Consider the following 14,879-nt stretch of genomic DNA (forward strand, 5'->3'; position numbering starts at 1 on the left):
GGTCCGAGAGCTCAGCTCTTTGAGAGCGCTCTCAAGTGGCCACATTCTGCTGGTGCGGGAGGTGGTGGTCAAGGTGATGTGCGGGGGAGGAGTTGTCTGGACGGCCGATGGGGTGAAGGATGGGATCGCGCCCCAACTCCCTCCTCGGAGACGGAGGTTGAGCCGTGCCCGCTGCGGACCGTGTCAGTGCGTCGCGCCCGCCACCCGGTCGAGGAACCCGTCGACCAGGTCGCGGGTATTGGCCCGGGCGACCGCCTCCAAGTCGCTGCTGCGGGCGAGGAGCTGCCCGGGGTCGACGCCGTGCCGCAGCGCCTCCTGCTCACCGCCGTTCGCCAGCCACCCGCGCAGCATCCACATCGTGATCTCCGGATGGAACTGCACCCCGAGGCTCCGCCCGAGCCGGAACGCCTGCACGCCCACGTCGTTGCGCGCCAACTCCTCGGCCCCCGGCGGCAGTACGCACCGGTCGAAGTGCCACTGCATCCAGGGGCCCCGGCCCACGAGCGACGGGTCGTGGGTGTCGATCTCGGTCCAGCCGATCTCGGGACGCGGCGACGGCTCGACCGAGCCGCCGAGGGCGGTGGTCAGCGCCTGGGCGCCGAAGCAGACGCCGAGCACCGGTATGCCGAGGTGGTGCGCCTTGCGCAGCAGTGCGAGCTCCCCGCCGATCCAGCTGCCTATGGCCGTCTCGTCGTACACCGACCAGGGTGCGCCGAGCGAGACGACGAGATCCCAGTCGGCGGCGTCGGGGAAGTCGAAGGCGACATCCGGTGCGTGGTGACGGTGCTCGGGTACGACGGTCACGACCTCGAGGTCGTAACCACGCTCCACGAGGCGGGCACCGACCAGCCCCGGTTCCGTCGTGTGGTCGTGCTGGACGACGAGTGCGCGCACGGTGGCTCCCTGGTTCTCGGCAGGCCTCTTCGAACTTATTGTTTGAGTTCAAATGATAGGGCTTGTTCGCCGTGATCTCCATGAGACGCCGCCCGCTGCCCTGTCGCCGGCGGGCGGTCTGCATCGGCCACCGCGGCCGACACTCAGCCCTTCGCCCGCCGGCCACTGCGCCGTGGGGCCGGCTCGGCGCCGTTGAGGAGGGACTGGCGGCGCTCCTCGCCGTTCTGCTCCACCTGCATCACCACGCGCCGCAGGCCCTCGGCCAGGCTCCGGCACTCCTCGTCCGTCAACTGGGCGGTGACGAAGGCCTCCTCCTCGTTGAAGGCCGGGAACAGCCGCTGCATCAGCTGCTCGCCCTCGTCGGTGAGGCTGAGCAGGACCAGTCGTCCGTCCGTCGGGTGGCCGGCCCGCCTGAGGAGTCCACGCGACTCCAGGGTGCGCGACACACCGGTCAGCGTCCCCTTGGAGATGCCCGCCTCCTCGGCCACGTGCCGGGTCTCCGACTCGCCCCACACCCATACGACCCACAGCACCACGAACGCCGTCCAAGTCAGGTCGGAGCCCCGCAGCACCGAGTTCTCCACGTGCTGGCGCACGGCGGAGGCGGCCCGGTAGATGTTGGCCACGGCGGCCATCTGGTCGCGCCGTATCGGGATGCCGCCGAGTTTCGCCGCGGCGAGCTTCTCGGCTTCGGTGATGGATCGCTGGCCGGGCACGGGCGCTCCCTCGCACTTCATTGACCGTTCGGACTCAAATTGTACGAAGAGAACGACGAAGCGGCTCGCGTGGCGGGCCACGCAGAGAACCGGGCAGGGGATCGCGCAGGGTGTCAGCGTTGGTGGACGATGCGACGGTCGAACACCGGCAGGTCCACCTCCGCGTCCGTGATCGCGTGCGGAGCCAGGCCAGCGGCGGCGGTCCAGCACATACAGGTCCGCGACCTTGCCGGCCTCGACCGTCCCCTTCCACCCGGCGAAGTCCTGCCGGGCCGCGTCGACCGTGTCCGCCCGCAGGGCCTCGGCGAGGCCCATACACTGCTCGGGGCCGCTGCGCCGGCCGCTGGCCTTCGACTCCCGCAGCATCATTGCGGCCACCCCCTGTCGCCGGTCGGGCTCGGTGATCGGTGCGTTCCGAACTGGCGCAGACCGCGATCCGGGCCTCGAGGGCGGACCTGACGGGCCACTGGTGGGCGGACCTCTCGGACCCGACGACCTCGTCCATCAGGTCGGAGATCGTCCACTTGACGGCGGCGTTCATGTCGAGCCCGTAGCCGTGCGTGGAGAGCTTAGGCAACGCGTGCACCGGCAACGGCCGTACGCCGCAGACCCATTCGGCGTCGGCCCGTCCCTCAACCTCTCGACGCGGCACCCCTTCGGGCCCTACCTTCTAGTTCTCTTGCTTCCAGGTGTCTCGTTCTTGCCGCGCAGGGGGACTCATGCGGTCACACAGATCGGGGCCCATCGCGGCCGTGCGGTTTCTGCTCTACGTGCAGCAGGCGTTCGCTGGGGATGACCAACTCCCCGGCTTCCATTGGCCCGATGGGCACAAGTACCTGTGGGTGTGCCGGTTCCCCGGGTGCCGCTGGGCGCGGTTCCTGCCGCTTCGGCCCTCCCGCTCCCGTGCAAACCGCTGCTCCCGCCACGGCTCCGACTACCGCTACCGGGCCGATGACACCGACCGGGACATGGACGTGAAGTGCCCGATGCTCGAGTGCGTCGTGACCACGTACATCGAGCAGTACGACTCGAGTCTTCACACGCCAGAGCACTTCTGCTGCCCCGACGGCAGGCACAAGGAGAAACGATGAGTCAGCTGAGCGCGCTGGGCGTCGTGGACGCCGATCTCACCCCGCGCCTGAAGTTCGTCAACATCCTTCCCTCCGCGCTGCTCCTCACCGTCGTGGGTTCGCTGATCCTCGGGGGCGCTCCGGCCAATGCCCCAGAACTGCAGAGACTGCTCGACAACGCCCGTTCCTACGGCTGGGCTGGGGCCGCCGTCGCTTCGGTCGGCGCCCTGGTCGCGGGCCTGCTGCTGCAGCCGCTCGAGCTCGCCTCCATCCGGCTCCTGGAGGGATACGTCAGCGCAACCGGCCCGCTCGGTCCGCTGGCCAGGGTGGGGACGTGGGTGCATGCCAACCGCCGGTCCCGGCTCACCTGGCAGGACGAGCATCTGGACTACGACGACCCTCGTGCCGAGGCGGCGCGGTTCGGGCTCTCCCTGATGCCGGATCGGGCGCCTGTGCTGCCCACGGCACTGGGCAACCGACTGCGCGCGGCGGAGGAGCGGGCCGGCCGCCCTTACGGGCTCGACGCGCTGCTGACCTGGCCGCGTCTCTACCATGTCCTGCCCCAGGAAGTGCTCCAGACCGTCTCCAGAAGCCGCAACGAACTCGACACCGCCGCCCGGCTGGCCCTGTCGTTCGGCCTCACCTCCGTCGTCACGGCCGGGCTGCTGCTGCCCCATTCCTGGTGGCTGCTCCTTCCGGTGGCATTCGCCGTTCTGTCGTGGTTCGCCTACCGCTCAGCCGTCCATGCCGCGACCACCTACGGGAACACGGTGGCGGCGGTGGTCGACGTCTACCGGTTGAGGCTCCTGCAGGAGATGCGCGTCGCGCTTCCCGCAGACACGGGGAAGGAGCGGGCACTCAACGGCAAGCTGACCGACCTGTGGCTGAGGAACGATCAGGAACCCCTGCCCAGCCCGGTGGAGTACGACACGGGCAAGGACGACTCAAGGACTGCCTGACACCTTCTCGGCCTTGCGCACTTCGACGCCGCCGAACAGCGAAAGCGCCTTGATGTGCAGGGTCGGCTTCTCCGGGACGGGGTTGTCCTCCACGGGCCGCTGGCGCCACCGCGACGAGTAGCGCTCCACCTGTACGTCCCACGCGGCGGGTACGACCACGTCGACGCCGCTCAGTACCGCCGTCACATCGAGTCGGGCCTCGTGCCAGACGAGTTCGTCGTCGCGGGTCTCGTGCAGCCGCGCTTCGCGCAGGTCGATCACGCACCCGCTTGCCACCGCTGTGACCGTCGCGAGAGAGAACTCCCCTCGAGGCCACACCACCCTGCGCGCCTCCGCCACCGACACCAGCCGTGTCACGAGCAGCCCCTCCGTGGCGGGCGCGGTGGCCGCCATGCCCGCGAGCATGAAGGTGCCCAGCAGAAGCAGGGCCAGTGGCCACAAGTAGGGGCGGAGTGAATCGGGCAGCGGATCGCGTGTCACCAGGAGGAGAACGGCGCCTGCCAGGGCGATGGTCATCGGACCGCGCAGGACGTTCTTGGTGGCCAGGAGCAGGCGGAGGGCGCCGCCGAGTCCAAGGGCGACGAGCGCGAGGGGCCACCACTCGCGCAGAACGGCGAGCACGTGCGCGGAGGGCGCGAGCCGGTCCACCAGGGCGGTGAGACCGACGGCGGACAGCGCCAGCGCTATCCATATGCGCAGATGGCTTCTCACGGAAGTGAACGTTAGTACACCGTCCGTACGCACAGTATGGGTGACGGCCGCACCTTCTACCGGGTGCGTCGCCTTGGTCCGGGGGATGCCGCTCGGGAAGATCTCCTATGGTGCTGTCCAGTGCATCGGCGGCCAGGTCGGCGACACCATGCTCACCACCGGTCTCGGCGCCATGGTCGGCCGCGCGATGGGGGACTGCGGCGCCGCCCAGCGGATCGCCACCCGGCTCCTCGACCGGTGCGGTCCTTGCCCCCTGCGCGCCGGCAGTGGCATACATCCCGAGGCGATATGTCGACCTGCCGGTTCTGTACGCCCTCGTCGTGGCTTGATCGTCGCTCTCTGGTTCACGCCGCAGCGCGGGCCGGAAGCATTCCCGGCCCGCGCTGCACAGTCCGTCCTCAGCCGCTCGGGATCAGCCGAGCAGCTTGCTCGCCAGGGTCGCCGCGTTGTACGAGCCCCATCCGGTGGTGAAGTCCCAGCCGGTGGCCGCGGAGTAGGCGCCGTTGCTGCCGCTGGTGATGTCGTGGAAGCCGGTGCCGTTCGCCGAGTAGAGGGCCGGGTTGGCGAAGCCGAGGTTGGCCTTGCCGGCCGCGGCGGCCTGCTGGTTGTAGAGGGCCGCGAACGCCGCCCACTCGGGGGCCGCGGCACTGGTGCCGCCGACCGAGGACCACGAGCCCTGCGAGTAGATCGAGACACCCGGGCTCGGGTTGGCGTGCGCCGAGACGTCCGGGACCTGGCGGAAGCCGCCGCCGGCGCTCTTCTGCACCGCAGTCTGCCAGCTGGGGATCTTGAAGACGGAGGACTTGCCGCCGCCACCGCCGGACCAGGCCACCTCCTTGCTGAAGGCGTTGGACGAGGTCACGGTCAGCTTGGTGCCGCCGACGCCGGTGACGTACGGGTCGCTGGCCGGGTAGTCGACGGAGGTGCCGCCGTCGCCCGCGTCGTCGGAGCCGTCGTCGCCGGAGGCCGCGTAGAAGCCGAGGCCCTGGGCCGCACCCGCCTTGAAGACGGCGTCCACGGCGTTGATGTTGGAGGTGGTGCGGGCGCTCTCGGCGGCGCCCCAGCTGATCGAGGTGGTGGGGATGCCGCTGTCGACGATGGCCTGGTACGTGTCGACCTCGCCGGCGTCGGAGTTGGGGCCTTCGAAGACCGTGACGTCGGCCTTGGGGGCGATCGCGTGCAGGACCTCGATGTCCAGCTCGACCTCGACCTGGCCGTCGCCGAGCGCGCCGGAGCCGCCGTCGACCTTCTGCACGGTCGGGTTGGGCGAGCCCAGGCTGTAGTTGGTGTCGTACTTGGTGATGTTGGACTGCTGGAAGCCGTCGAACTCGATCAGTGCGATCTTCTGGCCGCTGCCGGTGTACGTGCCGGAGACGTTGTAGCCGCCCTTGAGCTGCGCCGGGGTGTAGCCGCCGCCGGGGCCGTTGTGCGGGGTGACAGTGGAGGGCGCCTGGTGGTGCAGGCTGAGGCGGTTGTTGAGGCCGGCCACGTCCCTGACGAGGGAGGCAATGGAGGCCGGGAGCGTCGGCGCGGTGTCGTTGGCGTAGAACGAGCGCCCCGAGGCGGTGTCCTGCCACGTCGACAGCTTGGTGCCGAAGGCCTTCTCCAGCTGGGCGGCGGTGCCGCTGGCGTCGACCAGCAGATTGCCCGAGTGGACCTTGCCGACGGTGAGACCCTGCGCGCGCAGGTAGTCCTTGAGCTGCCGGACCTCGGCGGCGGTCCGGCCGAAGCGGGCCGCGAACTGACCCTTCGTCAGGTAGTGGCCGTAGGAGCTCGACCGAGGATCGCTGACCTTGGCGACGAAGGTGTCGAGCGCCTTGTCGTTTCTCGGTGTCAGGCTGATGGCCACCGATATCCGCTTCCCGGCGGCGACATGGCCGGTGCGGGTCGCGTTCTTGCTCAGTCCCTTGAGGACATCTCCGGTGACGGCCGCGCGCGTGGTGTGCGGCTGGGTGGTGCCGACGGCGTAGGCGGTGGGTACGGCGGCGGCGAGCAGGGCCGGGACGGTGACCAGGCCGAGCAGTTTCAGACGTGACTTCACTGAAGTCCTCCGGAGGTGGGGGGTGGTGTCCCGGAAGTCGGAACGGCTTCAACGTAGGAACATCCGCCCCACCCGCATAAGCGGGGGAACCCTTGCTTCACGTGTTAACAACTGATGTCACGTGAACGCCGGATGTCACGTCAGCGGCGGCCGTCCAGCGCACGGGCCGTCCGGATCCGACCGGGCTGACCCGACGTCACCGTCTGCATGGCCGGCCTTGCTTGGTCGTCGTCGCCGCCGGAGGTGACGGCCGCCGCGCCGGACGCGATGACGGCGACCGCCATCGCGTGGGCGAGCGCGGTGCGCGAGCGGACACCGACCTTGCGGTAGACCCGGGAGAGGGCGCCTTCCACCGTCTTGACGCTGATGAACAGCTCCGCGGCGACTTCCCGGTTGGTGGCCCCACCGCCGACCAGTTCGGCGATCCTGGCCTCCGTGGGGGTGAGTTCGGGCCCGCCCGCACCCGCCTCCCCGCTGCGGTCGCCGGCGTCCAGCCGCGCCAGCTCGTCACCGGCCCGGGCCGCCAGCGGAGCGGCGCCGATGCGTGTCGCCGTCTCCAGCGCCTCGCCGAGCGCTGCTCGTGCCGCGGTCCTGCGGCGTGCGCGGCGTTCGACCGCGCCGAGCGCGATCAGGGTGCGCACCAGCTCCATGGGCAGAGGGAGGTGACGCAGGCGGTCGGCCGCCGCACGCAGTCGCAGCGACCCCTCCTTCGCCCGGCCGAGCCCTGCCTCCCGCAGCCCCTCCGCCCGTTCCAGGGCCGCCAGTACGCTGCCGGGCGCATCGCCGGACACCCGTGTGCGTGCCTCGCGGAGCACCACCCCGGCGGTGTCCGTCTCGCCCAGGATCACCAGGGCCTCGGCCAGGTCGCCGTACCAGTGCAGCAACGGCGGATCGGCGGCGCCCATCGCCTCACCGAGCTCCCTGACGCGGTGCAGCGCCTCGGCCGCGGCCGCCGCGCCCCGCGGGTCGCCGGCGAGCAGCTCGGCCTGTCCGAGCACCGCAAGCGCCCGCAGCAGGAACAGCCGGTCGCCGTCCGCCTCCGAGGCCCTGACCGCCTGCTCGGCCAGGCGCCGGGCCTCGTCGGCGGTGCCGCCCGCGGTGGCCGCGAGTGCTGCCGCATACAGCGCGGGAGCCGTCTGTACGCCCGTCTCGGCCAGGGCGCGCGAGCAGCGGGCCGCGGTGCGCAGTGCCTCCCGGCAGTGCCCGGCGCGCACCTGGATGCGGGTCAGCGCCACCAAGGTCGCCATGACCTCCTCGACCCCGGCGAACTCGCCGATGTCCGCGAGGAGTTCGGCGACCTGCTGTCCGGCCTCGGTGACCCGGTCGGAGTCCAGGGCGAGGATGGCCCGCATCCGGATCAGCCCCCAGCTCTCCGGTCCGGCCTCGGCGCCGCCGGCCAGGCTCAGGGCCTCCTCCAGGGCGGCGCCGGCGGCGGCCGGTTCCCCGGCCAGGGACTGCACCCGGGCGAGGGTGGCGAGGGCGCCGATGCGGGTGTCGGTGTCGCCTGCCCGGGCCGCCTGCCGGGCGGCGCGTCGGGCATGACCGGCCGCCTCCGTCAACTCCCCGCACAGCAGGCCGCGTACGGCCGCCCAGTGGTGCAGCCAGCCCTCGGCCTGCGGGTCGCCGTCGGCATCCCGCAGGCCCTCCTGGATCAGGTCACGGGCGCCCCCCAGCGCCTGCCCGGCGTTGCGCAGCAGGATCAGCCGGGCCCGCACCCGCTGCCGTGCCGAGCCCGACCCGGCGAGCACGGTCTCGGCTGCCTGCCCCGCTTCCTCCGACTGCCCTGCGTCGCATGCGTAGTCGGCCGCGGCCAGCAGCCGGTCGGCGCGGTCCGCGGGGCGGTCGTCGGGAGTGCGCAGGGCGGCGAGTCCGGCCAGTTCGAAGGCGGCGTCGGGTGCGCCGTCGCGGCGCGCCGCCTCGGCCGCGGACATCAGCGTGCGCGCGGTGTCCTCGTCCTCGTACGGGTGCGCGAGAGCGAGGTGGCGGGCCCGCGCCACGGGCTCGGTGACCGCACGGGCCAGCAGGGCGTGCGCCTGCCGGCGGTTGTGTTCCGGGGCGTCGGCACAGACGGCTGCCCGGATCAGCGGGTGGCTGAAACGTACGGTGCCGTCGGCGTCGACCGCAGCGACACCGAGCCGTTCGGCCTCCACCAGGTCCGCGGCGGGGTCGGGAAGTCCGGCGGCGCGCAGCACGGTGAGGCTGGGATGGGCGGCGGTGCTCGCGACGAGGAGCGTGTGCCGCGCGGCCTCCGGCAGCGTACGCACCCGGTCCAGCAGCAGGGCGCGCAGCCTCCCGGGCACGGGCAGCGCCCGGCCGAAGCCGACGGATGTCGCATCGCGCGGGGCGGTTCGCGCCAACTCCATTGCGTACGACGGGTTTCCGGCAGCGGTGTCCTGCACCGCCCGCAGGACTGCCGGCGGCAGATCGGCGCCGATCGCCGTGCGCACGAGGTGGGCCACCTCGGCGTCCGTCATGGGTGGCACCGGCACTTCGACGGTGCCCGGCGGGCAGCAGCGCACCCGTTCGGGCTGCTCGCCCTCGGTCACCCGCTCGGCGGCCACCACCCGGACGGCGAGGCCGTCGAGACGGCGTACGGCGAAGGCGAGCACCGCGGCGCTCGGCTCGTCGAGCCACTGGAGGTCGTCGAGCACCAGTAGCACGGGGCCGGTGGCGGCCAGGGTGCGCAGGACGTCGACCACGGCGACGCGCACCGCGAGACGGGCCTGGTCGTCGGCCGGCTCCGGGCCGCGCAGCAGGACCGCCCGCAGGGCTGCCCGGGGCTGGGGCGCCAGGGCCTTGAGGCAGTGCTCCGGCACCCGCGTGAACAGGTCGATCAGGCCCGCGAATGGCAGCCGGGCGTCCTCCTGGGCGGGCGAGCAGTGCAACACCGTGCATGACGTGTCCTGCGCGGCCAGGGACGCCGCCAGGGCAGTCAGAAGCGTGGATCTGCCGATGCCCGCCGGGCCGTGGAGGAGCACTCCGGAGTGAGTCGTCAACGTGGCCAGGGCGGTGTCGAGCAGCGCGTGGCGCCCGCTCAATGACGGTACCCGCGGCGAGTGCGGCAGGTCCCAGAGCATCGCAGCATGTGGACATGACAACCTTGGTTGATCCGGATTGTCAACGACGTCCGGTGCCTGCCGGTCACGAGCTGTGTTTGAGGACGAGGTATCCGTAGGCGGCGTCGTCGATCACGTAACGGGCGTCGGGGTGCAGCTGGTGGGCGTATGCCTGGACGTCGCCGACCCACTTGCCGGTGTTGTCCAGGGCGATGTAGTCGGGGGTGATGCCCTGGGTGTCTCCGACCCAGAAGACGCGGCAGCGGGAGGTGAGGCGGCTGATGGGGCCGATGTCGGCCTCGACCGTGGCGCCGTCGGGGATGCCGGCCAGGACGCGTTCGATGCGGGGGACGCCTTCGGGGGTGTCGTAGGTGGCGGATTCCGTCAGCGTGGACAGGGGCAGCGTGGTCGTCAGGGCCAGGGCGGCTGCGGCGACCGCCGCGGGCACGTGCTGGGCGTACGAACGCAGCCAGGGCCGGGGACTCACCCGGGCCCGGGTGAGTGCGTCGACGAGGGCCAGGGCGACGACCGGCATCAGGACCGCGCTGTAGTGCCAGTCGGTGCCCCAGTAGTGGTCGTCGGCGGAGTAGAAGCGCCAGCCCAGGGTGGGCAGGGCCACGACGAACAGCGGTGAGCGCAGGGCGAGCAGACCGCTGGTGGGGATCAAAAGCCAGGCCAGGGTGCGGAGTTTGACGTCCGCGCCGTCGAAGAGGGTGAAGCCGCCGCCGACCTTGGTCCAGTAGGCGTAGCCACCGGTGGTGTTGAAGGCGGGGATGACGAGGGTGAGGGTGACCAGGGTGGCCGCGATGCCGAGGACCGCCACCACGAGGGCGTACACGAGTGTGCGCGGGGAGGAGCGGCGGCAGCGCAGGGCGACGACCAGCGCGATGGCCGCCACCGTCAGGCCCAGGTCCTCCTTGACCAGCACCAGCGGCAGAGCCCACCACAGTGCGGCCCGCCACCGGCGGGCCAGCAGCGCCTCCAGGCTGAAGGCGATCAACGGTACGGCGAAACAGATCTCGTGGAAGTCGAAGTCCACGGCCCGTTGCAGACCCCAGGACAGGCCGTAGGCGAGGCCGAGGGCGAGCCCGCGCGGCCGCCCCAGCAGCCCGGCGGCCGCACGGGTCACCGGCACGGCCGACAGCGCGAAGAGGGCGGCCTGGGCGAGAAGCAGCGTGACAGGCGAGGGGAAGAGCCGGTGGACGGGGGCGAGCAGAGCGAGCACCGGGCTGAAGTGATCACCCAGGATGTTGAACCCGGGCCCCTTCAGATCGACGACCGGCGCCTGCAGATGGGCGTACGCGCGGACCGCCTGCTCGAAGATGCCGAGGTCCCAGGAGCGGGTCGCCAGATGCTCGTACCGGAGGAGGGACAGGGTCGCGTACGCGGCGAACAGGGCGGTCGCCAGAAGATGGGGATCGCGGCGGCCGGGCGGACGGGAGCGCCGGTCACGCGGGGGACGCGCGACCGGCGCCGGTATGGAGGGGTCGGTCAGGAGCGAAGTGGGGGTGTCCTGCTGGGTTTTGGGCACGGTGGGGGGCGTCCTTATGCTCCGGCACGGATCATCCGCCTCGGGCACTCGATGACTACGTCATCTGGTGTGACCGGGTTCGCCGCCCCCCGGTTCACCCGCTGAGACGTAGATCACTTACTGCCGGGGCGGGCGGTGCCGGTGCTGTGCCCGTGTCAGCGGGGCTCGTAGGGCCTGGGCAGGGGCATGCCTCGGTCGGCCATGATCTGCCGTACATGGTTGGGGTAGTTGGTGATGATGCCGTCGACACCCATGTCCATCAGCGCCTCCACGGTGGCCGGATCGTCGCAGGTCCACGGGATGACTTTCAGGCCGCGTGCGTGGGCCTCCTCGACCATCGTCCGGTCGGAGTAGAAGCGGAAGTCCGGGTCGCCGACCTTGCCGGACTGCGGGAAGCCGTAGTTGGGGGAGAGGGCCCTGACGCCGGGGACGGTGGCGGCCGCCTTCACGAAGTCGCCGCCGTAGTCGTCGGCGTCGATCCCGCCGAGCCACGGCGAGGCGCCGGGCCGGCCGACCTGGAGGAAGTCGTAGTTCGTCAGAGCGACCAGGGGCCACCTCGGGGCCAGCTTGTGCATCGCCTTCAGCGCGCCCCAGTCGAAGGACTCGATGGTGACCTGGCGCTCGATGCCGGAGCGGTGGATCTCCTCGTAGACCCGGCGCACGAACAGTGCGCGCGGCGCGGTCTGTTCGGGGGCGCCCGCCTCGACCTTGGTCTCGATGTTCAGCTTGAGCTGCCGCGCGTGATAGCTCCTGACCAGGTTCAGGACGTCCTTCAGCTCGACCATCCGGAACCCCTTGACCACCTCCTGCTCGGGAAACCCGGGCAGCTGCTGGTAGCCGCAGTCCATGGTCTTGATCTGGGCCAGCGTGAGGTCCTTGATGTACTTCCCGACGTACGGATACATCGGGTCGCCCGGCGTCACGGGTGCCGTGTCACGGCACTTCTGGGCGCTGACCTGCCGGTCGTGGTTGACGACGACCTTCTCGTCCTTGGTGATCTGGGTGTCGAGTTCCAGGGTGGACACCCCAAGACGCATCGCCTTGCCGAATCCCTCCAGGGACTCCTCGGTCGTCATGCCGATGCCGCCGCGGTGCGCCTGCAGGTCGAAGTGCTTCTTCCCGGCCGGCACGCGGGAGCCGTCGTACGTCGCCGCATGGGTGGCCGCCGGGAAGACGAGCAGGGGAGCCAGTGCCAGGGCGGCGAGGGTGTGTCTTGCGGACATCGAAACCTCACTCGGGTCGGTTCGGGCCAGTGCACGACGCTAGTTGGACCCCGGCCCGGTGAAACGGCCCGCACATGAGGACGGCGTGAAATGTACGTGCGCGGCAAGGAGCAGTTCTTCTGCTGCCGTTTTGTAGCGGCAGGCACTCTTGACAACATGCGTACTGTTTCGCGACGTTTGATCCTCGGCGGACAGTTCGGAACCCGAGGATCAACCGCGGAACGACCGTGTACACGGCCGGGAACCGGCGGATACTCAAGGAACGTGGTACGACGCGGACAGCGCGCCGCGGGGGGACGTCACGGGGGGAGCGGTCGCGGATGCGATCAATCAGCAGGGGTCCACACGCTCTCCCGGCCTGCCCTGCGGCCGGGTCGTCCCTCGCGGAGCCTGGGGAAGGGCGGATGATCTGACGTGGACGTCACGATCCACAGAGTCGACGAACTGAGCACCTCGCTGCGTACGGCGTGGCATGCGGCGATGGACGAGTCCCCCGAGTACGCCAATCCTTTCCTGGCCCCGGAGTTCGCCCTCGGGATCGGCAGACATCACGCCGGCACCCGGATCGCCGTCCTGCGCAAGGACGGGGCGCCGGTCGGCTTCTTCCCGTACGAACGCAACGCTTTCGGCGTCGGCCGCGCCGTCGGGCTCGGCCTGTCCGACTGCCAGGCGCTGGTGCACCGCCCCGGAGTCACCTGGGACGCCCAGGAACTGCTGAAGGCCTGCGGGCTGTCCATCTTCGAGTTCGACCATCTCGTGGCGGAACAAAAGCCGTTCGGGCGGCATGTCACGGGGACGTTCGCCTCCCCGGTCATCGATCTGAAGCCCGACGAGAGCGGCTACGCGCCATGGCTGCGCGGTGCGTACCCGGGGCTGGCCAAGACGACGCTGAAGAAGGAACGCCGGCTCGGGCGCGACGTGGGCGAGGTGCGCTTCGAGTTCGACGAGCGCGATCCGCGGATGCTGCGCCGGCTCATGCAGTGGAAGTCCGCCCAGTACCGCAGGACGGGCCGCATGGACCGCTTCTCGCGGCCGTGGATAGTCGACCTGGTGGACCATCTCTTCGAGGTCCGCGAGGAGCACTTCACCGGTGTGCTGTCGGTGCTCTACGCGGGCGACCGGCCGGTGGCCGCGCACTTCGGGCCCAGGTCGCGCACCGTGCTGGCCGCCTGGTTCACCGCCTACGACCCCGACCTGCACTACTACTCGCCCGGGTTGATGATGCATCTGCGCACCGCCGAGGCGGCCGCCCGGAACGGGGTGACGCTGATGGACCTGGGGCGCGGCGACAAGGAGTACAAGGACTGGCTCAAGACCCGCGAGCTGCGGGTGGCGGAAGGGTTCGCCAGCCGCCCCCATCCGGTCGCGGCGGCCCACCGGCTGTGGCGCAGACCCGTGCGGGGCCTGCGGAACACGGTCAACGCCCACCCCGAGCTGCGCGCGCCCGCCGACCGTCTGCTGAAGACGGTCGGCACCCTGCGCACCTCGGGGCGCGCGGACTCCGGCACCGCGGGGCCCCGCACACGCTGAACAGAGGCCGACGTCAGCCTGAAGCGAAGTCCGGTCCGCCTGTGCGAGCAGGGGTGTAAGCATGTAATACATGCAGCCCTTGGGCCAGCGGAAAGGTCGACTCGTGGCCGAGACACTTTCCGAGCCCGACCGCTCCCGTCAGGAGCAGGCCGCGCTCGACTCCTACTCGCAGATCGTCACCTCCGTCGCCGCCGAACTCACCCCGAAGGTGGCGGCCCTGAGCGTCGCCCACCGCCGCTCCCGAGGTCGATTCGTCATGGGGACCGGCTCCGCGGTGGTCTTCACCGACGACGGATTCCTGCTCACCAACGCCCATGTCGTGGGGCACTCCGACGCCGGTACGGCGCACTTCGCCGACGGCACGACCACCCCCTTCCATGTCATCGGCGCCGACCCGCTCTCCGACCTCGCGGTGGTCCGCGCCGACGGGCCGACCCCGCCCCCGGCCCGGCTCGGTGAGGCCGACGCCCTACGGGTGGGACAGCTGGTCGTGGCGGTCGGCAACCCCCTCGGGCTGGCCGGCAGCGTCACCGCCGGAGTGGTCAGCGCGCTGGGCCGGTCGCTGCCGGCGAGCGCGGGCCCGGCGACCCGCGTCATCGACGACGTCGTCCAGACCGACGCCACCCTTCACCCCGGCAGCTCGGGCGGGGCCCTCGCCACGGCGGACGGCAGCGTCGTCGGCATCAACACCGCCATCGCCGACGTCGGCCTGGGCCTCGCCGTCCCGGTGAACGCCACCAGCCGCCGGATCATCGCGACCCTGCTCTCCGACGGCAGAGTCCGCCGCGCCTACCTCGGCCTCGCCGGCATCCCCGCGCCGCTGCCGCCCCTGCTGCGGGCACGCACCGGCCGCCCCACGGGCCTGCGGATCGTCGAGGTCGTGCCCGCGTCTCCCGCCGCCCGCGCCGGACTGCGGGACGGCGACCTGCTCATCACCGCCCACGGCGAACCGGTGACCAGCGCCCAGGCCCTGCAGCGGCTGATGCTCGAGGACGCCATAGGACGCCCCCTCGCCCTCACCGCACTGCGCGGCGACGCCCTGGTGGACGTCATCGCCACACCCGTGGAACTGATCGCGGACGACTGAGCGGCCGAGAATCCCGACACGCCGACCGACGGATCCCCTGCTCCGCGGCCGGCGCCCGCGC

The 14,879-nt window shown here is 71.2% G+C and carries 11 protein-coding genes and 1 pseudogene; 5 read left to right on the forward strand and 7 right to left on the reverse strand.

Features of this window, described 5'->3' with window-relative positions:
- Positions 1-183 precede the first annotated feature (183 nt).
- Positions 184-894, reverse strand: coding sequence for a type 1 glutamine amidotransferase (locus tag ABT254_RS04170; RefSeq protein WP_351463296.1), 711 nt, complete (start codon positions 892-894; stop codon positions 184-186).
- Between the two features lie 143 nt (positions 895-1,037).
- Positions 1,038-1,610, reverse strand: coding sequence for a MarR family winged helix-turn-helix transcriptional regulator (locus ABT254_RS04175; RefSeq protein WP_351463298.1), 573 nt, complete (start codon positions 1,608-1,610; stop codon positions 1,038-1,040).
- A 719-nt stretch (positions 1,611-2,329) separates the two neighbouring features.
- Between ABT254_RS04175 and ABT254_RS04180 the strand changes: the two genes are divergently transcribed.
- Together ABT254_RS04180 and ABT254_RS04185 are read left to right on the forward strand one after the other, a co-directional pair.
- Positions 2,330-2,701, forward strand: a complete 372-nt coding sequence (locus ABT254_RS04180; RefSeq protein WP_351463300.1) for a hypothetical protein — start codon at positions 2,330-2,332, stop codon at positions 2,699-2,701.
- Complete coding sequence (locus tag ABT254_RS04185; protein WP_351463302.1) at positions 2,698-3,639, forward strand: hypothetical protein; 942 nt, start codon at positions 2,698-2,700, stop codon at positions 3,637-3,639. The genes ABT254_RS04180 and ABT254_RS04185 overlap by 4 nt, the downstream gene beginning before the upstream one ends.
- On the opposite strand, the gene ABT254_RS04190 is transcribed toward ABT254_RS04185, so the two are convergent.
- Complete coding sequence (locus ABT254_RS04190) at positions 3,625-4,350, reverse strand: hypothetical protein (RefSeq protein WP_351463304.1); 726 nt, start codon at positions 4,348-4,350, stop codon at positions 3,625-3,627. The two genes, ABT254_RS04185 and ABT254_RS04190, sit on opposite strands and share 15 nt — an antisense overlap.
- A 67-nt stretch (positions 4,351-4,417) precedes the next feature.
- Between ABT254_RS04190 and ABT254_RS04195 the strand changes: the two are divergent.
- Positions 4,418-4,597, forward strand: a pseudogene (locus ABT254_RS04195) (GntT/GntP/DsdX family permease); the annotation flags it as partial.
- Positions 4,598-4,762: 165 nt separating this feature from the next.
- On the opposite strand, the gene ABT254_RS04200 reads toward ABT254_RS04195, so the two are convergent.
- The 4 genes from ABT254_RS04200 to ABT254_RS04215 all read right to left on the reverse strand — a co-directional run bounded on the left by ABT254_RS04200 (position 4,763) and on the right by ABT254_RS04215 (position 12,201).
- Positions 4,763-6,391, reverse strand: coding sequence for a S53 family peptidase (locus tag ABT254_RS04200; protein WP_351463306.1), 1,629 nt, complete (start codon positions 6,389-6,391; stop codon positions 4,763-4,765).
- 140 nt (positions 6,392-6,531) lie between these two features.
- The gene (locus ABT254_RS04205; protein WP_502971917.1) at positions 6,532-9,429 is read right to left on the reverse strand and encodes a helix-turn-helix transcriptional regulator; all 2,898 of its coding nucleotides are present in this window, start codon (positions 9,427-9,429) and stop codon (positions 6,532-6,534) included.
- A 103-nt stretch (positions 9,430-9,532) separates the two neighbouring features.
- On the reverse strand, positions 9,533-10,978 hold the full coding sequence (locus ABT254_RS04210; RefSeq protein ID WP_450750655.1) for a DUF2079 domain-containing protein: 1,446 nt from the start codon (positions 10,976-10,978) through the stop codon (positions 9,533-9,535).
- 155 nt (positions 10,979-11,133) lie between these two features.
- Positions 11,134-12,201 (reverse strand): glycerophosphodiester phosphodiesterase family protein, encoded by a 1,068-nt coding sequence (locus ABT254_RS04215; protein ID WP_351463310.1) that lies wholly within the window; start codon positions 12,199-12,201, stop codon positions 11,134-11,136.
- A 414-nt stretch (positions 12,202-12,615) separates the two neighbouring features.
- On the opposite strand from ABT254_RS04215, the gene ABT254_RS04220 reads away from it, so the two are divergent.
- Together ABT254_RS04220 and ABT254_RS04225 are read left to right on the forward strand one after the other, a co-directional pair.
- Positions 12,616-13,731 (forward strand): GNAT family N-acetyltransferase, encoded by a 1,116-nt coding sequence (locus tag ABT254_RS04220; protein ID WP_351463312.1) that lies wholly within the window; start codon positions 12,616-12,618, stop codon positions 13,729-13,731.
- A 103-nt stretch (positions 13,732-13,834) separates the two neighbouring features.
- Positions 13,835-14,818, forward strand: coding sequence for a S1C family serine protease (locus tag ABT254_RS04225; protein WP_351463314.1), 984 nt, complete (start codon positions 13,835-13,837; stop codon positions 14,816-14,818).
- Positions 14,819-14,879 lie beyond the last annotated feature (61 nt).

It is taken from the genome of Streptomyces sp. NPDC001137 (assembly GCF_040298885.1).
Taxonomy (GTDB): domain Bacteria; phylum Actinomycetota; class Actinomycetes; order Streptomycetales; family Streptomycetaceae; genus Streptomyces.